This is a genomic window from Cellulomonas sp. HZM, from assembly GCF_000708885.1.
Lineage (GTDB): Bacteria > Actinomycetota > Actinomycetes > Actinomycetales > Cellulomonadaceae > Cellulomonas.
This window is the reverse complement of sequence record NZ_JEOE01000004.1, coordinates 74,759-95,313: the sequence shown is the minus strand read 5'-3', so window position 1 is coordinate 95,313 and position 20,555 is coordinate 74,759. Positions and strand designations below refer to the sequence as shown.

Here is a 20,555-nt window from a genome sequence, read left to right as displayed (position 1 = left end):
GCGGGCGGCCGTGAACGAGGACGCACCGCAGTTCGTCATCTCCGTGGCCGCCGACCTGGCGGGCATGCATCCGCAGACGCTGCGCCAGTACGACCGGCTCGGGCTCGTCGTGCCGCGGCGCACGTCCGGCCGCGGCCGCCGCTACTCGCTGCGCGACATCGCGCACCTGCGCGAGGTGCAGCGGCTCTCGCAGGACGAGGGCGTCAACCTCGCCGGGATCAAGCGGATCCTCGACCTCGAGCGCGACGTCGAGCGGCTCACGCGGCAGGTCGACTACCTGCGGGCGTTCGTCGACCCGGGCCGGCGCGTGTTCACCGCGGACGCACGCGGTGACGTCGTCGCGACCCGGCGCGTGCCGCGCCAGCCCCGCGTGGCGCAGCCGCCGCGCGCGATCGCCGCGGCCGGCGCAGTGGTGCTGTGGCGCCCGAGCGAGCGGTCGACCGGCAGGTCGGGGTGACCGGTCCGGCGACCGCTGACCCACGCGACCGTCCCAGGTCGTGAGCCCGCGGCAGCGCGCGCGTCAGACCTGCGCGATCCGCACCCCCGGCGCACCGGGCAGCGCGCGGACCGGGCTCACGGCCGACGAGGCACGCGGCGCGAGCTCGCTCTGCAGCACCAGCGCCGCCCCGCCGATCGCCGCCGACTCCGACGCGTGCGTCGAGATGACGACCTCCACGGGGTGCGACGCGCGCGCGAAGAACCCGCGGACCAGCCGTTGCTGGATCGCCGGCACGTAGAGCGACCCGGCGTGCGCGAACGACGGCCCGGTGAGCACGACGAGGTCGAGGTCCATGATGTTCGCGAGCGCCTGCACCGCCACCGCGACGTAGCGCGCGGAGTGCTCGACGATCTGCACGGCGGGCTCGGTGCCCGCGAGGGCGGCGCGGGCGAGCGCGGCGAAGTCCTCCGCCACCCCGATGCCGGGCAGCTCGATGCCGGCCTGGCGGGCTGCGGAGACGGATGCCGCGGGTCCGGCGAGGGCCTCGACGCAGCCGTCGCTCCCGCACCAGCACGGCGGCCCGTCGACCTGCACGCAGATGTGGCCGATCTCCGCGGTGTTGCTGCTGGCCCCGCGGTAGAGGTCGCCGCGCACCATGACGCCGGCGCCGATGCCTGTGCCCATGTAGATGGCTGCGAAGCTGCGGTCCGCCTCGCGCGAGCCCGACCAGTACTCGCCGACGGCGGCCGCCGTCGCGTCGTTCTCGAGCATGACGGGCAGGCCGGTCGCGTCGTGCAGCGCATCGGACAGGGGGAAGTCGGTCCACGCCTGCATGGGTGGTGGCGCCAGGGCCATCCCGCCTGAGCCGGCGACCGAGCCGCCGAGCGGCCCGGGGGACACGACGCCCAGGCCGACGATGCGGTCGGCGTCGACCCCCACCTGCGCGACGAAGGTGCGCAGCTCGGTTCCGACGCGCGCGACGACCTCGTCGGGTGCGTCGGCACCCGCGCCGGGCCGTCGCCAGCGGCCGACGATCGAGCCGCCGAGGTTGGCGAGCACGTAGGTGATGCCCGAGTGGTCGAGGTGCACGCCGATCGCGAAGCGCGCGTCGGGATCGAGCGCGAGCAGCACCGCGGGCTTGCCCCCGGTGGACTCGGCGCGCCCGGTCTCGACGACGAGCCCGTCGTCGATGAGCCGCCGGACCACGGTCGACACCGTCGCACCGGTCAGCCCCGTGGCCCGTGTGAGCTCGACGCGGCTGATGGTGCCCGCGCCGCGGATGACGTCGAGCAGCGCCGCTCGCGTGGACAGGTGGGCGACGCCCCCGCCCCCGGGCCCGGTGCTCATCGGTCCTCCGCTCGTCGTGCTCGTCCCGCGCCACACGGTAACGGTTGCGCATCGTCGGACGGTGCTCCGCCACCGGCCTGTTGACTTACTTTAGATACCGAACTAAGAATGTCTCCCGGGAGGAAGGGCCGCTCCCACGGCCCGGGCGATGGCGCCCTCCACGCCGGTTCGTCGTCACTGACGTCGTCGTCCGGCCCGTCGAGAGGATCAACGATGTTCCACGCGCGACACCCGCGGCTCGCCGCCGCAGCGGCTGCCACCGCAGTCGTCCTCACGCTGACCGCCGCCTGCTCGAGCGGCAGCGACGACACGTCCGACGACGCGGCGACCGGCGGCTCCACCGCCGGAACCCCGTCGGGCGACATCCTCGTCCTGACCAACCGCACCGACCTCGTCGACTCCAAGCTCAAGGAGTACGCCGCGACGTTCGAGCAGAAGTACCCCGAGGTCACGGTGAAGTTCGAGGCCCTCACGGACTACGAGGGCGAGGTCAAGACGCGCATGAGCACCAAGGACTACGGCGACGTCCTGCTCATCCCCAACAGCGTCTCGGCCGCCGACTACAAGGACTTCTTCGAGCCGCTCGGCAAGACCGACGAGCTCGCGCAGAAGTACCACTTCACTGGCGAGGCCGCGTTCGACGGCATCACCTACGGCATGGCAACGTTCGGCAACGCGAACGGAATGGTCTACAACAAGGACGTCTTCACGAAGGCCGGCATCACGGACCTGCCGACGACGCCCGAGCAGCTCATCAGCGACCTGCAGGCGGTCAAGGACAAGACCGACGCGATCCCGTTCTACACGAACTACAAGGACGGCTGGCCGCTGACCTGGCCGCAGAACCTCATGGGCGCGGTCTCGGGGGACAAGGACGCGGGCGTGAAGATGGCGGCCGACGACGCACCGTGGACCTCCGGCAAGGAGAAGTACACGCTCGACTCGCTGCTCTACGACATCGCGAAGGCCGGCCTCATCGAGCCCGACCCGACGACCACCAACTGGGAGAGCTCGAAGAACCTCATCGGGACCGGCAAGGTCGCCGTCATGGCGCTCGGCTCGTGGGCCGTCCCGCAGATGCAGGACGCGGCCACGAAGGCCGGCGGCTCGGCCGACTCGATCGGCTTCATGCCGGCGCCGTTCCAGGTGGACGGGAAGTTCACGTCGCCCATCGCCGGTGACTACAAGAACGCGATCAACATCAACTCGAAGCACAAGGCCGCGGCCCGTGCGTGGATCGACTGGTTCACGGCCGACTCCGGCTTCTACGACTTCGCCGGCGGCCTGCCGACCGTCATCGGCCAGCCCGCCCCCGCGACGCTCAAGGACTTCGAGGCGACCGGCGTGCAGTACCTCGAGATGACGCCCGAGCCGAAGCTCACGCTCATCGACAACCAGGCCGAGATCGGCCTGAGCCAGCCCGACTACTACCGCCAGCTCGTCGACTCGGCGCGCGGTGCGCTCAAGCAGAGCAAGGACCAGATCTTCGAGGGCCTGAACAAGAAGTGGGCCGCGGCCCACTTCTTGTTCAGGCCCTCGAAGATCTGGTCCTTGCTCTGCTTGAGCGCACCGCGCGCCGAGTCGACGAGCTGGCGGTAGTAGTCGGGCTGGCTCAGGCCGATCTCGGCCTGGTTGTCGATGAGCGTGAGCTTCGGCTCGGGCGTCATCTCGAGGTACTGCACGCCGGTCGCCTCGAAGTCCTTGAGCGTCGCGGGGGCGGGCTGGCCGATGACGGTCGGCAGGCCGCCGGCGAAGTCGTAGAAGCCGGAGTCGGCCGTGAACCAGTCGATCCACGCACGGGCCGCGGCCTTGTGCTTCGAGTTGATGTTGATCGCGTTCTTGTAGTCACCGGCGATGGGCGACGTGAACTTCCCGTCCACCTGGAACGGCGCCGGCATGAAGCCGATCGAGTCGGCCGAGCCGCCGGCCTTCGTGGCCGCGTCCTGCATCTGCGGGACGGCCCACGAGCCGAGCGCCATGACGGCGACCTTGCCGGTCCCGATGAGGTTCTTCGAGCTCTCCCAGTTGGTGGTCGTCGGGTCGGGCTCGATGAGGCCGGCCTTCGCGATGTCGTAGAGCAGCGAGTCGAGCGTGTACTTCTCCTTGCCGGAGGTCCACGGTGCGTCGTCGGCCGCCATCTTCACGCCCGCGTCCTTGTCCCCCGAGACCGCGCCCATGAGGTTCTGCGGCCAGGTCAGCGGCCAGCCGTCCTTGTAGTTCGTGTAGAACGGGATCGCGTCGGTCTTGTCCTTGACCGCCTGCAGGTCGCTGATGAGCTGCTCGGGCGTCGTCGGCAGGTCCGTGATGCCGGCCTTCGTGAAGACGTCCTTGTTGTAGACCATTCCGTTCGCGTTGCCGAACGTTGCCATGCCGTAGGTGATGCCGTCGAACGCGGCCTCGCCAGTGAAGTGGTACTTCTGCGCGAGCTCGTCGGTCTTGCCGAGCGGCTCGAAGAAGTCCTTGTAGTCGGCGGCCGAGACGCTGTTGGGGATGAGCAGGACGTCGCCGTAGTCCTTGGTGCTCATGCGCGTCTTGACCTCGCCCTCGTAGTCCGTGAGGGCCTCGAACTTCACCGTGACCTCGGGGTACTTCTGCTCGAACGTCGCGGCGTACTCCTTGAGCTTGGAGTCGACGAGGTCGGTGCGGTTGGTCAGGACGAGGATGTCGCCCGACGGGGTTCCGGCGGTGGAGCCGCCGGTCGCCGCGTCGTCGGACGTGTCGTCGCTGCCGCTCGAGCAGGCGGCGGTCAGCGTGAGGACGACTGCGGTGGCAGCCGCTGCGGCGGCGAGCCGCGGGTGTCGCGCGTGGAACATCGTTGATCCTCTCGACGGGCCGGACGACGACGTCAGTGACGACGAACCGGCGTGGAGGGCGCCATCGCCCGGGCCGTGGGAGCGGCCCTTCCTCCCGGGAGACATTCTTAGTTCGGTATCTAAAGTAAGTCAACAGGCCGGTGGCGGAGCACCGTCCGACGATGCGCAACCGTTACCGTGTGGCGCGGGACGAGCACGACGAGCGGAGGACCGATGAGCACCGGGCCCGGGGGCGGGGGCGTCGCCCACCTGTCCACGCGAGCGGCGCTGCTCGACGTCATCCGCGGCGCGGGCACCATCAGCCGCGTCGAGCTCACACGGGCCACGGGGCTGACCGGTGCGACGGTGTCGACCGTGGTCCGGCGGCTCATCGACGACGGGCTCGTCGTCGAGACCGGGCGCGCCGAGTCCACCGGGGGCAAGCCCGCGGTGCTGCTCGCGCTCGATCCCGACGCGCGCTTCGCGATCGGCGTGCACCTCGACCACTCGGGCATCACCTACGTGCTCGCCAACCTCGGCGGCTCGATCGTCGGCCGCTGGCGACGGCCCGGCGCGGGTGCCGACGCACCCGACGAGGTCGTCGCGCGCGTCGGAACCGAGCTGCGCACCTTCGTCGCGCAGGTGGGGGTCGACGCCGACCGCATCGTCGGCCTGGGCGTCGTGTCCCCCGGGCCGCTCGGCGGCTCGGTCGCCGGCTCAGGCGGGATGGCCCTGGCGCCACCACCCATGCAGGCGTGGACCGACTTCCCCCTGTCCGATGCGCTGCACGACGCGACCGGCCTGCCCGTCATGCTCGAGAACGACGCGACGGCGGCCGCCGTCGGCGAGTACTGGTCGGGCTCGCGCGAGGCGGACCGCAGCTTCGCAGCCATCTACATGGGCACAGGCATCGGCGCCGGCGTCATGGTGCGCGGCGACCTCTACCGCGGGGCCAGCAGCAACACCGCGGAGATCGGCCACATCTGCGTGCAGGTCGACGGGCCGCCGTGCTGGTGCGGGAGCGACGGCTGCGTCGAGGCCCTCGCCGGACCCGCGGCATCCGTCTCCGCAGCCCGCCAGGCCGGCATCGAGCTGCCCGGCATCGGGGTGGCGGAGGACTTCGCCGCGCTCGCCCGCGCCGCCCTCGCGGGCACCGAGCCCGCCGTGCAGATCGTCGAGCACTCCGCGCGCTACGTCGCGGTGGCGGTGCAGGCGCTCGCGAACATCATGGACCTCGACCTCGTCGTGCTCACCGGGCCGTCGTTCGCGCACGCCGGGTCGCTCTACGTGCCGGCGATCCAGCAACGGCTGGTCCGCGGGTTCTTCGCGCGCGCGTCGCACCCCGTGGAGGTCGTCATCTCGACGCACGCGTCGGAGTCGGCGGCGATCGGCGGGGCGGCGCTGGTGCTGCAGAGCGAGCTCGCGCCGCGTGCCTCGTCGGCCGTGAGCCCGGTCCGCGCGCTGCCCGGTGCGCCGGGGGTGCGGATCGCGCAGGTCTGACGCGCGCGCTGCCGCGGGCTCACGACCTGGGACGGTCGCGTGGGTCAGCGGTCGCCGGACCGGTCACCCCGACCTGCCGGTCGACCGCTCGCTCGGGCGCCACAGCACCACTGCGCCGGCCGCGGCGATCGCGCGCGGCGGCTGCGCCACGCGGGGCTGGCGCGGCACGCGCCGGGTCGCGACGACGTCACCGCGTGCGTCCGCGGTGAACACGCGCCGGCCCGGGTCGACGAACGCCCGCAGGTAGTCGACCTGCCGCGTGAGCCGCTCGACGTCGCGCTCGAGGTCGAGGATCCGCTTGATCCCGGCGAGGTTGACGCCCTCGTCCTGCGAGAGCCGCTGCACCTCGCGCAGGTGCGCGATGTCGCGCAGCGAGTAGCGGCGGCCGCGGCCGGACGTGCGCCGCGGCACGACGAGCCCGAGCCGGTCGTACTGGCGCAGCGTCTGCGGATGCATGCCCGCCAGGTCGGCGGCCACGGAGATGACGAACTGCGGTGCGTCCTCGTTCACGGCCGCCCGCTCACTGCCGCGCCTGCTCCATCAGCCCGGCGCGCACGTCCTCGCCGGAGGTCGCGATGCCGAACGCCTGAACGGCCTCGCGCGCCGCGGGCGTGAGCCGCTGCGGCACGACGACCTGCACGGTGACGAGCAGGTCACCCGTCGACTTGGGGCCGGCGATGCCGCGACCCTTGACGCGCAGCACGCGCCCGCTCGGGGTGCCCTCGGGGACCTTGACCTTCACGGTCCCGCCGTCGAGGGTCGGCACCTCGACGGTCGCCCCGAGCGCCGCCTCGTCGAACGCGACCGGGACGGTGACGCGCAGGTTCTCGCCGTCGGCGGAGAACACCGGGTGCGGCGTGACGTGCACCGTGACGACGAGGTCGCCCGGCTCCGCGCCCCGCTCGCCCGGGCGGCCCTTGCCGCGCAGCCGGATCTTCTGGCCGTCGCGCACCCCCGCGGGGATGCGCGCGTTGACGGTCCGACCCTCGACCGACAGGGACACCGTCGAGCCCGCGGTCACGTCGCGGAACGGCAGCGTGACGCTCGCGGTCAGGTCGACGCCGCGCTGCGGCCCCCGCTGGAAGCCGCCACCGCCACCGCCGAACATCCCGCCCAGCAGGTCCTCGAGGTTGGCCTGGCCGCCGCCACCCGTCGAGTAGCGCACGCGGCCACCCTGGCCCGCGCCCCCGCCGAACATCGAGCTGAACATGTCCTCGAACCCACCCGCGCCGCCGCCGCGACCGCCCGCCTGGAAGCGGGCGCCACCGGTCATGGCGCGCAGCTGGTCGTACTGCGAGCGCTGCTCCGCGTCGGAGAGCACGGCGTAGGCCTCGCCGATCTCCTTGAACTCGGCCTCCGCCTTGGCGTCGCCCGGGTTGTGGTCGGGGTGCTTGGTGCGGGCGAGCTTGCGGTACGCCTTCTTGATGGTCGCCGCGTCGGCGTCCTTGGCCACACCGAGGACCTTGTAGAAGTCCTTCTCGATCCAGTCCTGCCCGGTCACCCGACCTCCTCGTTCGTCGTTCCTGCGTCTCGTCCGAGCGGGCGGCGTCGCTGCCGACGCGCGCCCGCTCGGACGTCGCGCGTCAGGATTCCGGGTCGACGACCGAGACGCGTGCTGCACGCAGCACGCGGTCGGCCGTGCGGTAGCCGGGCTGGAGCACCATCTGCACCGTCGGCTCGGTGACGTCCGCCGAGTGCGCGTGCATGAGCGCCTCGTGGACCGCCGGGTCGAACGGCTCGCCGGCCGCGCCGTACCGCTCGACGCCGAATCGGCCGAGGGTCGCCTCGAGCTTCTCCGCGATCGACGCGAACGGGCCGGTCAGGTCACCGTGCTGGCGAGCCAGCTCGATGTCGTCGAGCACCGGGATGAGCGCCTCGACGACGTTCGCCACGCCGCGGTCCTGCGCCGCGAGCACCTCTGCCTTCGAGCGCTTCACGTACGCCGAGTACTGCTGCTCGAGGTTGTAGTGCGCCGCGTTCGCGCGCTGCAGCTCGTCGAGCCGCTCGGCGGCCAGCTTCTGCGCCTCGACCAGGCCCTCGAGCACCACCGACTCCTCAGCGGCGTCGAGCGTCGCCTCGGCCTCGGCCAGCGCGTCCTCGGCCGGCGTGCGCACCGCGCCCGTCTCCGGGTCGATGCGCCGCTTGTCCGTGAAGCGCGGCTGCTCCTCGGGGTCGCCCCCCGGGCCCTGCCCGGGCCCGGGGGTGCGGTTCTCGTCGGTCACTTGGTCTCCTCGTCGTCGACGACCTCGGCGTCCACGACGTCCTCATCGGCGGCGGACGACGACGCAGCGGGCTGCTCGTCGGCCGGCGCGTCAGCGGAGCCCTGGTTCGCGTAGATCGCCTCGCCGATCTTCTGCGCGGCGGTCGAGAGCTCGGCCGTCTTGGCCTTCACCTCGTCGGCGTCCGTGCCCTCGAGCGCGACCTTCAGCTCGCCGACCTTGGCCTGGACCTCGGTCTTGACGTCGTCGGGCAGCTTGTCCGCGTTGTCCACGAGCAGCTTCTCGGTCGAGTAGACGAGCTGCTCGGCGGAGTTGCGGGCCTCGGCGTCCTCGCGGCGCTTCTTGTCCTCGGCCGCGTGCTCCTCGGCCTCCTTGACCATGCGGTCGATGTCCTCCTTGGGGAGGGCCGAGCCGCCGGTGATCGTCATCGACTGCTCCTTGCCCGTGCCGCGGTCCTTGGCGGACACGTGCACGATGCCGTTCGCGTCGATGTCGAACGTGACCTCGACCTGCGGGATGCCGCGCGGGGCCGGCGCGATGCCGGTGAGCTCGAACGTGCCCAGCGGCTTGTTGTCGCGCGCGAACTCGCGCTCGCCCTGGAAGACCTGGATGAGCACCGAGGGCTGGTTGTCCTCGGCGGTCGAGAAGATCTCCGAGCGCTTCGTCGGGATGGCCGTGTTGCGCTCGATGAGCTTGGTCATCACGCCGCCCTTGGTCTCGATGCCGAGCGACAGCGGCGTGACGTCGATGAGCAGGACGTCCTTGCGGTCGCCCTTCATGACGCCGGCCTGCAGCGCGGCACCGACGGCCACGACCTCGTCGGGGTTGACGCCCTTGTTGGGCTCCTTGCCGCCCGTGAGCTCGGTGACGACCTCGGTGACCGCGGGCATGCGGGTCGAGCCGCCGACGAGGACCACGTGGTCGATCTCGGAGAGCTTCACGCCCGCGTCGCGGATCACCGCGTTGAACGGGGCCTTGGTGCGGTCGATGAGGTCCTGCGTCATCTGCTGGAACTGCGCGCGCGTGAGCTTGGTGTCCAGGTGGACCGGGCCGTTCTCGCTCATCGAGAGGTACTGCAGCGAGATGTTGGTGCTCGTCGCGGACGACAGCTCCTTCTTGGCCTGCTCCGCGGCCTCGCGCAGACGCTGCAGGGCGATCTTGTCCTTGGACAGGTCGACGCCCGTGGAGTTCTTCACCTCGGCCACCAGGTGGTCGACGATGCGGTTGTCCCAGTCGTCGCCGCCGAGGCGGTTGTCGCCCGAGGTCGCGCGGACCTCGATCGTCGAGAAGCCGTCGTCGTCCTTGCCCACCTCGAGCAGCGAGACGTCGAACGTGCCGCCACCGAGGTCGAAGACGAGGATGAGCTCGTCCTCCTTGCCCTTCTCGAGGCCGTAGGCCAGGGCCGCCGCGGTGGGCTCGTTGATGATGCGCAGGACGTTGAGGCCCGCGATGGTGCCCGCGTCCTTCGTCGCCTGGCGCTCGGCGTCGTTGAAGTAGGCCGGGACCGTGATGACGGCCTCGGTGACGGGCTCGCCCAGGTAGGCCTCCGCGTCGCGCTTCAGCTTCGACAGCACGCGCGCGCTGATCTCCTGCGCGGTGTACTTCTTGTCGTCGATCTCCACCGACCAGTCCGTGCCCATGTGACGCTTGACGGACGTGATGGTGCGGTCGACGTTGGTGACGGCCTGGCGCTTGGCGATCTCGCCGACGAGCACCTCGCCCGTCTTGGAGAACGCGACCACCGACGGCGTCGTGCGCGACCCCTCGGCGTTGGCGATGACCGTGGGCTCGCCACCCTCGAGGACGGCGACCACGGAGTTGGTGGTGCCGAGGTCGATGCCGACTGCTCGTGCCATGTGCGTGCCTTCTTTCCTTGCTGGATGTCTCGGACAGCCTCTTGAGTCCGCCACGCTCAACCTTGCCCCTGCGTTGCGCGATGCGCAACCTCGGGGCGGCGAACTTGAGTCTGTTGGGCTCAACTCTCGAGCGGCCATGGTTGTTCCCGGCTGCTCACGACTTCCGCAGACCCGGGCAACTCGGTCCGGTTCGCGCTGCGCCGCTTCGCTGAACCACCGGCGCGCTAGCCTCACGAACGATCAGTGGCGACCGGGCCTCTCGCTCGCGCGCCGTGAGGTACGTCGAGAGTCGAGGCAACACCGGTGAGCAAGCTCAGCAGCTTCGTGTGGGGGATCGCGGACCAGCTGCGCGGCCCGTACCAGCAGCACGAGTACGGGTCGGTCATCCTGCCGATGACGATCCTGCGCCGGCTCGACGCGATCCTCGAGCCCCATCGCGAGCAGATCGCCGGCCTGATCGCCGGCGTCGACTCCGAGATGCGCCAGGCCTCGCTCGTGCGGCAAGCCACGGGGCTGCGGTTCTACAACACCTCGAAGTTCACGCTCACCGGCCTGCTGCAAGACCCGGACGGCCTACAGGCCAACCTCGTGGAGTACGTGCACTCGTTCTCCTCCGCGATCGACGTGTTCGACCGGTTCAAGTTCGACGAGGTCGTCGCCAAGCTCGCCGAGAAGGACCGTCTCTACCTGGTGGTCGAGCGGTTCACGAAGGTGGACCTGCACCCGGACGTCATCTCGAACTCCGACATGGGCGATCTGTTCGAGGATCTGATCCGCCGCTTCGCCGAGGCGTCCAACGCCACTGCCGGTGACCACTTCACGCCGCGCGACGCGGTCCGCCTCGTCGTCGACCTGATATTCGCCGAGGACAACGCCGCCCTGGCCGAGAAGGGCGCCGTCCGCACGGTCTACGACCCCACGGCAGGCACCGGCGGCATGCTCTCGTTGGCCGAGGAGCACCTGCGCGACGAGAACCCCGACGCGCGCCTGACCCTGTACGGGCAGGAGATCAACGACCAGTCGTACGCGATCTGCAAGTCCGACCTGCTCGCCAAGGGCCAGAACCCGGACAACATCAAGCTGGGCGACACCCTGGCTGACGACCAGTTCCCCGGCCAGACCTTCGACTACTGCCTGGCCAACCCGCCCTACGGCGTGGACTGGAAGGCGTCGGAGAAGGCGGTCAAGGACGAGCACAAGCGCGGGTTGGCCGGCCGGTTCGGACCGGGGCTCCCGGGCGTCGGCGACGGGCAGATGCTCTTCCTGCTGCACCTCGCCTCGAAGATGCGCCCGGCGTCGCAGGGCGGCGGGCGCGTCGGGGTCGTGATGAACGGGTCACCGCTGTTCAACGGCGGCGCCGGCTCGGGACAGTCGGAGATCCGTCGCTGGCTGCTGGAGAAGGACCTGGTAGAGGCGATCGTCGCACTGCCGACGGACATGTTCTTCAACACCGGCATCTCGACGTACGTGTGGGTGCTCGACAACACCAAGTCCGACGAGCGGGCCGGCAAGGTGCAGCTCATCGACGGCTCCGGGCGTTCGAGCAAGATGCGCAAGTCGCTCGGCTCCAAGCGCGTCGAGATCAGCGACGTCGACCGCAAGGCGATCCTCGCCGACTACGCGTCGTTCGAGACCAGCGAGACCTCGAAGATCTTCGACACGCAGGACTTCGGCTACTGGACCATCACCGTCGAGCGCCCGCTGCGCCTGTGCTTCACCTGCACGGCCGAGCGGGTCGCTCTCGTACGCGACGAGCCCAAGCTCAAGGCCGTCGACCGCGACCGACTGGCGGACGTGCTCGCCACGTTCGGCGAGCACGTCTACCTCAACCGCGACGCATTCATGAAGGACCTCGGCAAGCACCTCGGCTCGAACGGCGTCACGCTCACGACGCCGCAGCGCCGCACGCTGTGGCTGACGATCGGCGAGCGGGACGAGACCGCCGACGAGGTTCGCGATGCCAAGGGCGATCCGGAGCCCGACCCGAAGCTGCGCGACACCGAGAACATCCCCTTCGGCTGGAACAGCACACCCAAGACCGCCGACGCCGACGGCACCGAGCGCGCCGTGATCGACGCGTACATGCAGGCCGAGGTGCTGCCGCACGTTCCCGACGCCTGGGTCGACCGAACCAAGACCAAGGTCGGCTACGAGATCCCGTTCACCCGACACTTCTACACCTACGTCCCGCCGCGGCCGCTCGAGGAGATCGACCGGGACCTCGACGCGCTCGTGGGGGAGATTCTCGGCCTGCTGCGCGAGGTTGAGGCGTGACGACGACTCTCGGACGCCTGGTGGAGCTCAACCCACCAACACCAGCCTTCGACGCCCTGCCAGCCGACAATGCCGTCCTGTTCGTGCCGCTCGAAGCTGTGTGGCCCGACGGCCGCGCAGACTGGGAGCGCCGTCCACCGAAGCACGCCGTCGAGAGCGGCTACACACGATTCGACGGGGGCGACATCCTGCTTCCGAAGATCACGCCGACCTTCGAGGCGGGACGGGTAACTACAACGCCGAATGTGCCAGGCGCGGCAACGACCGAAGTCCATGTATTGCGGGCCCGCGCTAACACATGCGCGCAGTTCGTCACGTACCTATGCAGGTCTCAGCCATTCCTTCAAGAGGGCGCAACCACCCTTCAGGGCGTTGGAAACCTCCGGCGCGTTCCGATCGACTTCATCAAGCGCTTTCCCGTTGTGGTGACTGACATGGCGGAGCAGCGGGCGATTGCGGACTTCCTGGACGAGCAGACGTCGCGGATCGACACGCTGATCGACAAGCAGACCCAGCTCATCACAACCCTCCGGGAACGCCGCACCGCAACCATCAAACACTTCGTGACCTGCGGAGCAGAGGGGGAGGCGGAACTCCGTCAGACGTCGATCCGCTGGCTCCCAATGGTGCCCAAAGAATGGCGCGTCGGCCCACTTAGGCATTTTGCGCAGTTCACAACAGGATGGACACCACCGACCGGCGACGACGCGATGTATGACGGCGAGCACCTATGGGCAAATATCTCGGACATGCGCGCGAAGCGCATATCCAGCACTTCCAAGCGACTCAGCACTGCGGCCATTGACGGCCAGGCACTCTCGAACCCCGGCGATCTCCTGTTCTCATTTAAACTCAGCGTCGGCCTCGTGTCCCTCGTTGAGCGTCCGATGTACACCAACGAGGCCATAGCGACTTTTAGGGAAAGCCCGTACCTCCGGATGGACTACGCCTATTACGCGCTGCCGGTGTTCGTCCCGAAGAACGCCAACACAAACATCTACGGTGCACCTTTACTCAACGGAGCGCTGATCCGATCCGCACAGTTTGCCTGCCCGCCGATTCACGAGCAGGAACGGATCACGAGGGCCGTGGATCAGAGCGTTGAACGTATTGACGCCCTCATCTCCAAGACAGAGCGGCACGTCGCCCTCGCGAAGGAGCGCCGGGCGGCGCTGATCACGGCGGCCGTAACCGGCCAGATCGACGTGCGCAGCGCGCGCCGGGCGACGCAGGGGGTGGCGTGATGGCGGACTACAACGAGAAGCCGTTCGAGTCCGAGCTGTGCGCCCACCTCGCGAGGCACGGCTGGCTGTATTCGCTGACGGACCACGAGCCGGGCGCGGAGTACGACCGGGAGCGGGCGATCATCCCGGGCGACGTGCTGGGCTGGTTACAGGACACACAGCCGGAGGAGTTCGCCAGGTCGGTGAAGGCCGGCACGTCGCGGGAGCCGGCCGCGACAAGCGCGCTGCTGGACCGGCTGTGCAAGGTGCTCGACACCCCGGCCGACCAGGGTGGCGGCGCGCTGAACGTGCTGCGGCGCGGGTTCAAGCACGTGTCGTCGTCGTTCCGGATGTGCCAGTTCAAGCCGGCGACCTCGCTGAACCCGACGACGCTGGCGGACTATGCCACAGTCCGGGTTCGGGTCATGCGGCAGGTGCACTTCTCGACGAAGGACAACCGGTCACTCGACCTGGTGCTGTTCGTCAACGGCCTGCCGGTGGCGACGCTGGAGCTGAAGACGGACTTCACGCAGTCGGTCGCCGAGGCGATCGATCAGTACAAGAAGGCTCGTCAGCCCAAAGACCCCGGTGGGCACGTGCAGCCGCTGCTCGGGTTTGGCAACCGCGCGCTCGTGCACTTCGCGGTGTCGAACGAGGAGGTGTGGATGACCACCCGCCTCGCGGGGGACAAGACGCACTTCCTGCCGTTCAACGCGGGCGACGGCCACGGCGGCAAGGGCAACGCCCCGAATCCGTTCGGCTCGGCCACGTCTTACCTGTGGGAGAAGGTCCTCGAGCGGGACGCGTGGCTGACGATTTTGGGCAAGTTCTGCCACGTCGAGACGCGGCAGTCGCGTGACCCGATCAGCGGTGCGGTGTCGAAGTCGACGACGCTGCTGTTCCCGCGCTACCACCAGTGGGAGGCCGTCACCGCGATGGTGGCGCACGCCCGTCAGCACGGACCAGGGCAGAAGTACCTGATCCAGCACTCGGCCGGATCAGGGAAGACGAACTCGATCGCGTGGACGGCGCACCGGCTGGCGCGCTTGTTCGACGACCAGGACCGCAAGGTGTTCGACACGGTCATCGTCGTCACCGACCGCACCGTGCTGGACGACCAGCTGCAGGTCGCCGTCCGTCAGATCGACTCGGCCGACACCGGGTCGTCGGGCGGCGAAGGCATCATCACGACCGTCGACGAGGTCGAGGCCCGCAAGTCGGGCTCAAAGTCCCAGGCGCTGGCTCAGGCGCTAACGGGCGGCAAGCTGATCGTCGTCGTCACGCTGCAGACCTTCCCGTTTGCGATGGAGGCCATCGCCGAGAACCGGGGCCTCGCCGGCCGGACGTTCGCCGTGATCGCCGACGAGGCCCACTCGTCGCAGTCGGGTGCGACGGCCGGGAAGATCCGCACGATCCTGTCCGCCGCGGAGAAGGCAGACCTGGACGACGGCGGCGAGATCTCCGTGGAGGACGAGCTCGCCGCCGAGATGACCGCACGGGCGACTACGCCGAACGTGTCGTTCTTCGCGTTCACGGCGACCCCGAAGGCCAAGACGCTCGAGCTATTCGGTACCCCGGACGCCGACGGCATCCCGCGGCCGTTCCACACGTACACGATGAAGCAGGCCATCGAGGAGGAGTTCATCCTCGACGTGCTGCGCGGCTACCAGACCTACGACACGGCGTGGCAGATCGCCCGGAGCGTCGCGGGTGTCCCGCAGCCGGAGGAGGGCTACGACAGCCCCGTCGAGCAGGCGTTCGAGGACATGCTCGTCGACAAGGCCGCCGCGACCAAGGGCCTGATGCGGTGGGTGAAGCTGCACCCGACGAACATCAGCCAGAAGTGCGCGATCATCGTCGAGCACTTCCGCGAGAACGTCGCCCACCTGCTCGACGGGCACGCCAAGGCGATGGTCGTCACCGATTCCCGCAAGGCCGCGGTCCGGTACAAGACGCAGATCGACGCCTACATCGCCAAGCGCGGGTACACCGACATCGGCACCCTCGTCGCGTTCTCCGGGTCAGTCGAGGACGCGGACACCGGGCCGGGGCAGTTCACCGAGTCGTCGATGAACCCGACCAAGGTCGGGTCGCAGATCGCCTCGGCATTCTCCGGGCCTGAGTACAAGGTGCTGCTCGTCGCGAACAAGTTCCAGACGGGCTTCGATCAACCGCTGCTGTCCGCGATGTACGTCGACAAGCGCCTGTCCGGCGTCCTCGCGGTGCAGACACTCTCGCGGCTCAACCGTACCTACCGGACCCCGTCGGGGGTGCGCAAGGACGTCACGTTCGTCCTGGACTTCGTCAACGACCCCGAGGAGATCCGCAAGTCCTTCGAGCCGTACTACACCGACGCTCGCCTGGAGACGACGACAGACCCGAACGTCGTCCACGACATCTCCGCCAAGCTCGACCAGGCCGCCGTGTTCACCGAGGCACAGGTAGACGCCTGCGTTGCAGCGTGGGTAGGACGCGCCGGCAACAACGCGCTGGCGGCGACGATCAAGCCGGCCCGCGACGAGTTCACGAAGCGGTACACCGACGCCGTCCGGCGCGAGGACACTGCCGAGGTAGAGGCGCTCGACCAGTTCCGCAAGGACGTCGGCACGTTCGTGCGGCTCTACGACTTCATGAGCCAGGTCGTCGACTACGCCGACACCCAGCTCGAGAAGCGCGCGATCTTCCTGCGCCTGCTCGAGCGGTACATCCGGCCGTCGACCGTGACGGCGGAGATCGACGTGTCGGACGTCGTGCTGAAGAAGATCAAGCACACGCCCGGCGAGACCCAGGACATCACGCTCGGTAGCGGAGCCGGGCTCCGCGGAGTCGTCGCCGCGGGCTCCGGCAAGGCACCCGACCCTGTGCTGATCGCGTTCCAGGCCGTCATCGACCGGCTCAACGACCTGTTCGGTGCCGAGTTCTCGCGCAGCCAGGTGGAAGGGTTCGTCGACACCCTCGGCGCCGTGCTGCTGGAGAACGAGGCGCTCGTCGAGCAGGCGCGCGTCAACTCCCGCGTGCAGTTCCTCGAGTCTCCCGACCTGTCGGACGCCGTCGTCGACGCGGTGTTCGCCAACCAGCACTCACACAACGCGATCGCCGACTACATCGCCTCGGGGAACACCGACTCCCACCGGCTCATCGCCGAGATCGGCGCGATGATCCACGCGGCGGCGAGCACGCTACCAAGCACGGCTTAACGACCTGGGGTCGACCTCAACACGGCGCACGTTCCAGCGTCAGCAACTCGTCACTCGATCGAAAGGGATCCGATGGTCGCCGAGGACCTTGGTCGCGAGTTTGAGCAGAGGGCTCTCGCCGTCGCACGAGCAAAGCACGACCCATCCGGCTTGCAAGGTGCTGTCGAGTTTGAGGGCGCGGAGCACGACGGCGCCTTCATCGACGAAAACTCCATCAACGTCTACGAGTTCACCACGTTGCGCACGAAAGACAAAGCCAATAAGGACGGCGGGAAGCTCGCCCGCTTGATAAAGCACCTCTTGTCGGATGCCAAGAACCGGTACAAGAGCGCGACAGGTTATTTCGTCACTCAGCAAGAGCCGGAGATCGAGCAGAAGAAGGCTATCGACGCCATTGCGAGAGCCCACGGCGTGACTCTGCACTGCCTCAGTTTCCTGACGCTGCAGAAAAGCCTCGTCGACGTCGAGGGGTACATCGCCTTACGGCGAAACGCGCCGTTCGGCAGCGCCTCGGCGCTCCTTACGTCCACCCCCACCCCAACTCGCAGTTACGTCGAGCCGACGCTCAACCTTGCATCTACCGGAGAGGCGACGAAGGTAAATGATGTCGTCCGCGAAGTTGAGCGGGGCGCGCGACTCGTCGTTACGGGCGATTTTGGAATCGGAAAGAGCGCAGCGCTCAAGGAGATGTTCGGGCGGCTTCGTTCGGCTTACTTTCAAAAGCCGAACGAGCGCAGATTCCCGATTCACGTCAACATTCGTGATTGCGTTGGCCTTCGTTCGCCTCGCGAGATTCTCCAACGACACGCTGAAGAGATTGGCTTTGCCGGCTCGAATGGACTCATCGCTGCCTGGCGAGCCGGCCACGCCGATCTTCTTCTCGATGGGTTCGACGAGCTCGTGCCGACGAGGTGGGTTGGAACGGCCCGCGACCTCAAGGCGATCCGTTGGCAGACACTCGCTCCAGTACGCCAACTTGTCGCCGACACTCCACCGAACGCGTCGGTTGTCATCTCGGGCCGACCCCAGTACTTCGCTTCCCAGAAAGAGCTGTACGACACGCTGGGCATGCCGACGTGCGTTCACTTTGAGTTGCTTGACTTTGACGACAAGCAAGTCGAAGCACTTATTGGGGACGTTGATCTCCCGGCCTGGCTCCCATCTCGGCCGCTCTTCGTCGAGTATCTAGCTCAAACTCCCGACGTCATGTCTTCCGAACTGCTCGGCGCCGTAGAACGTGGGCGAGGATGGCGGCGCCTAATCCGCCTGGTGTCGGAGCGCGAGGCCGGGCGAGTTACGTCGATTCCTGCCGAGACTTTCGAGTCCCTTGTGGCCCGGATCGCGCTTGTTGCACGCGAGGACTCAGACGGGCGCGGCCCCATCTCGCTCGAAAGCATGCGCCGCGCGTTTTACGACATCTGTGGATATGAAGCCGAGGAAGAGGGTGTTCAGGCACTGCTTCGCCTACCTGGGCTCGCGCGCTCCAACGGTTCTGGAACCGAGGAGATGCGGACATTTGTAGACTCCGACTTCGCAGATGCCGCGTTCGCAATCGACCTCTCGCGCTACCTAGCCGCTCCATACGCCGAACACCCCATGCGCTCCCGGGCAAGGTGGTCGACAACCAGTTCAGCCCTCGTAGCGGAAGTGGCCGCAGACGAACTCATTAGCGGCAAGTTCGACGGCTCCGCGATCGCTGCCTGCATGCAGGCAAGATCGAATGAAGGACTGTACGACGCCATCCTGTTCGACGCCGCATCCGTTCTGGCGCTCGTGCCGTCTGCGCGGGAAGTAAGGCCCAGCCCGTTCCTCGCAGATCTGCTGATCGAACGACTGGAACTCGCCGACGAGGATGCAGCTCTTGGCGACGCAACGTTGTCGGGGTGCTTGATCGAGACCCTGGACGTGTCAGAGATCGTCGAGGGAACAAGTTTCCCGACCTTTCAGAATTGCGACATTGGGACGGTCGAAGGCTGGCGGAGCATCCCGGAAAGCCTCGCGGGCCACTTCTCGAACTGCACGATCCACGCGTTCGAGGGGGCCGAGCGGACCACAGCGGGCCTGCTCCGCCAGGATCTGCCCAACCCACACCGCGTTGCCCTAACGATCTTGAAGAAGGTCTATGTGCAGGCGGGCGGTGGTCGCCAGCTGCCTGCTCTTTCACGAGGGCTGCCGCTTGAACTTCGTCCCCTTGTCGACGAGGTTGTGCAGCAGCTCAGCGGCCTCGGCTACCTGGAGCTCGCGGACGGCCGCGGGGTCGTCGTCGTTCGCCCGGTACGGCGAGCTCGACGGGATGTCCTGGCGATCCTTGAGGCACCCGCCACGATCGGTATGGCTATGGGCGCGCAGGGCGGCTGAACATCACGGGTCGGTTCGCCGGCACGAATGACCATCAGCGGTAGGTCTAAGTGACCCCATCAGGCGGACGCCTAACTCTGTGTCGTTGCGATGTTCAATGTGAGTCGTCGCAACGGCCTAGGCCGACCGTCGCCAATCTGTGCGGCACACGCTCGCCTCCTATGCCACTGCAGCGAGGAAGAGTGCGCTCGATCCGCCGGAGCGCGAGACCATCGTCTACCGGGCGGTCTGGTGGTCTGGCACGCCTGCCACACCGCCGTCGACCAAGTCGTCCGCTCCGTCGGGGGCATCAGTCGTCTCGAGAAACGTCCTGTTGAGGTAGTACACCTTGCGCTTGTACAGGCGGTCCGTGGACCAGCGATCGGCCTGCACCTCGTCCTCCACCTTGGCCCTCGCCAGGCCAAGCGCCTCGAGGTCCCTGAAGCCACGCTCCCAGGTGTCGTCCTTGATGCAGAAGTTCTCCCTGTCCCAGATGGAGACGTGGGCCCCCTCGGCCTCGGGTCTGCCGGCGAGCACCAGTCGTAGACACAGGTAGACGAAGAGTGCTCGAGCTGACAGAACGTTGATCCAGCCGCGAGACCACAACTCGATCGGGATCGTGATGTACGGCCCCCGCAGCGTCTTCGGCGGCTGCGGAGGATGGATGGGGACGGTGATCCGAGCGCCGTACCCGGGCTCCGGCGTGCGTGTCACCATGCTCGCGCCGCGAGGTCCCGCGCTGCCCAACACCGCAAACGCTCGCTTGATGCGTCGCGTGCCCGCGCCCGGCGTAGGGCGACGATCGTCAAGCTCCTCATAGCCCAGCATCTCGGCCCAGTAGTGGTCGGGCCGGGCACGATAGAGCACGTGCGGGGGCTTGCGAGTCAGCATGACAAGGGTGAGGTAGAGCTTCATCGGCACCTCGCCGAGCGCGAACAGCTTCGAGAGGTCGGTCGACGACTGGCTCGGAGTCTGCTTCCACGCATACTCCCCCGCGATCTGCACCGTCGCTTTGCGGCCTGACGCCTTGACCGCTTCGGCGAGCAGCCTCTTGGCCGTCACGGTGAGAGCTCCCACGGCCGCCCTCCTAAACTGACTGACCATCTGAGCCCCCTCCGCTGCTGTAGCGGGGTCAATGGGGTCATGCCGTCAAGGCCTACAGCCGTACCTGCACGTGAACCCGAGAAAGTGGGTCGCTGCGATGGTACACGGGTTGCGCTCAGAGCGTCTACGTCTACGGCTCGCACCGCAATTTAGCCCGCTGTATCGGCTGTTCGAACCCGCTCAGATGGTCGAAGTTCGGCCTTGGTGCTTCGCGACTTTCCGGGAATCATGGGCGACGTCGGGGCCGAGCCGCCTGGCCCGGCCCCG

Annotated in this window: 13 protein-coding genes and 1 pseudogene; 7 read left to right on the top strand and 7 right to left on the bottom strand. The window is 68.3% G+C overall.

What is annotated here, in order from left to right; all coding sequences use genetic code 11:
* Positions 1-10: 10 nt before the first annotated feature.
* Positions 11-457, top strand: coding sequence for a heat shock protein transcriptional repressor HspR (locus tag AW16_RS0104090; RefSeq protein WP_029288446.1), 447 nt, complete (start codon positions 11-13; stop codon positions 455-457).
* A 63-nt stretch (positions 458-520) separates the two neighbouring features.
* Here AW16_RS0104090 and AW16_RS0104085 read toward each other — a convergent pair whose 3' ends face one another.
* Positions 521-1,786, bottom strand: coding sequence for an ROK family transcriptional regulator (locus AW16_RS0104085; RefSeq protein ID WP_034648113.1), 1,266 nt, complete (start codon positions 1,784-1,786; stop codon positions 521-523).
* Positions 1,787-1,999: 213 nt separating this feature from the next.
* Here AW16_RS0104085 and AW16_RS0104080 point away from each other — a divergent pair, with 213 nt between their 5' ends.
* Positions 2,000-3,385, top strand: coding sequence for an ABC transporter substrate-binding protein (locus AW16_RS0104080; RefSeq protein WP_034648114.1), 1,386 nt, complete (start codon positions 2,000-2,002; stop codon positions 3,383-3,385).
* Between the two features lie 182 nt (positions 3,386-3,567).
* Here the strand turns inward: AW16_RS0104080 and AW16_RS0104075 are convergent.
* Positions 3,568-4,599 (bottom strand): annotated as a pseudogene (locus AW16_RS0104075) (ABC transporter substrate-binding protein); the annotation flags it as partial.
* 213 nt (positions 4,600-4,812) lie between these two features.
* Here AW16_RS0104075 and AW16_RS0104070 point away from each other — a divergent pair.
* Complete coding sequence (locus AW16_RS0104070) at positions 4,813-6,078, top strand: ROK family transcriptional regulator (protein ID WP_034648113.1); 1,266 nt, start codon at positions 4,813-4,815, stop codon at positions 6,076-6,078.
* A 63-nt stretch (positions 6,079-6,141) separates the two neighbouring features.
* On the opposite strand, the gene AW16_RS16825 is transcribed toward AW16_RS0104070, so the two are convergent.
* From AW16_RS16825 to dnaK, 4 genes are all read right to left on the bottom strand, one after another.
* Positions 6,142-6,588: a heat shock protein transcriptional repressor HspR gene (locus AW16_RS16825; protein ID WP_029288446.1), complete on the bottom strand. Its 447-nt coding sequence runs from the start codon at positions 6,586-6,588 to the stop codon at positions 6,142-6,144.
* 10 nt (positions 6,589-6,598) lie between these two features.
* The gene (locus AW16_RS0104060; RefSeq protein ID WP_029288435.1) at positions 6,599-7,579 is read right to left on the bottom strand and encodes a DnaJ C-terminal domain-containing protein; all 981 of its coding nucleotides are present in this window, start codon (positions 7,577-7,579) and stop codon (positions 6,599-6,601) included.
* Between the two features lie 82 nt (positions 7,580-7,661).
* Positions 7,662-8,300, bottom strand: coding sequence for a nucleotide exchange factor GrpE (gene grpE, locus AW16_RS0104055; protein ID WP_029288434.1), 639 nt, complete (start codon positions 8,298-8,300; stop codon positions 7,662-7,664).
* On the bottom strand, positions 8,297-10,153 hold the full coding sequence (gene dnaK / locus AW16_RS0104050) for a molecular chaperone DnaK (RefSeq protein ID WP_029288432.1): 1,857 nt from the start codon (positions 10,151-10,153) through the stop codon (positions 8,297-8,299). The genes grpE and dnaK overlap by 4 nt, the downstream gene beginning before the upstream one ends.
* A 303-nt stretch (positions 10,154-10,456) precedes the next feature.
* Here dnaK and AW16_RS0104045 point away from each other — a divergent pair, with 303 nt between their 5' ends.
* From AW16_RS0104045 to AW16_RS0104030, 4 genes are all read left to right on the top strand, one after another.
* Positions 10,457-12,427, top strand: coding sequence for a class I SAM-dependent DNA methyltransferase (locus AW16_RS0104045; RefSeq protein ID WP_029288430.1), 1,971 nt, complete (start codon positions 10,457-10,459; stop codon positions 12,425-12,427).
* Positions 12,424-13,671, top strand: a complete 1,248-nt coding sequence (locus AW16_RS0104040; RefSeq protein WP_156044045.1) for a restriction endonuclease subunit S — start codon at positions 12,424-12,426, stop codon at positions 13,669-13,671. Before AW16_RS0104045 ends, AW16_RS0104040 begins: the two co-directional genes overlap by 4 nt.
* Positions 13,671-16,847, top strand: coding sequence for a type I restriction endonuclease subunit R (locus AW16_RS0104035; protein WP_051681658.1), 3,177 nt, complete (start codon positions 13,671-13,673; stop codon positions 16,845-16,847). Before AW16_RS0104040 ends, AW16_RS0104035 begins: the two co-directional genes overlap by 1 nt.
* Before the next feature lie 72 nt (positions 16,848-16,919).
* On the top strand, positions 16,920-19,205 hold the full coding sequence (locus AW16_RS0104030; RefSeq protein WP_051681655.1) for a hypothetical protein: 2,286 nt from the start codon (positions 16,920-16,922) through the stop codon (positions 19,203-19,205).
* A gap of 216 nt (positions 19,206-19,421) precedes the next feature.
* Here AW16_RS0104030 and AW16_RS0104025 read toward each other — a convergent pair whose 3' ends face one another.
* The gene (locus tag AW16_RS0104025; protein ID WP_197021556.1) at positions 19,422-20,261 is read right to left on the bottom strand and encodes a hypothetical protein; all 840 of its coding nucleotides are present in this window, start codon (positions 20,259-20,261) and stop codon (positions 19,422-19,424) included.
* Between the last annotated feature and the right edge of the window lie 294 nt (positions 20,262-20,555).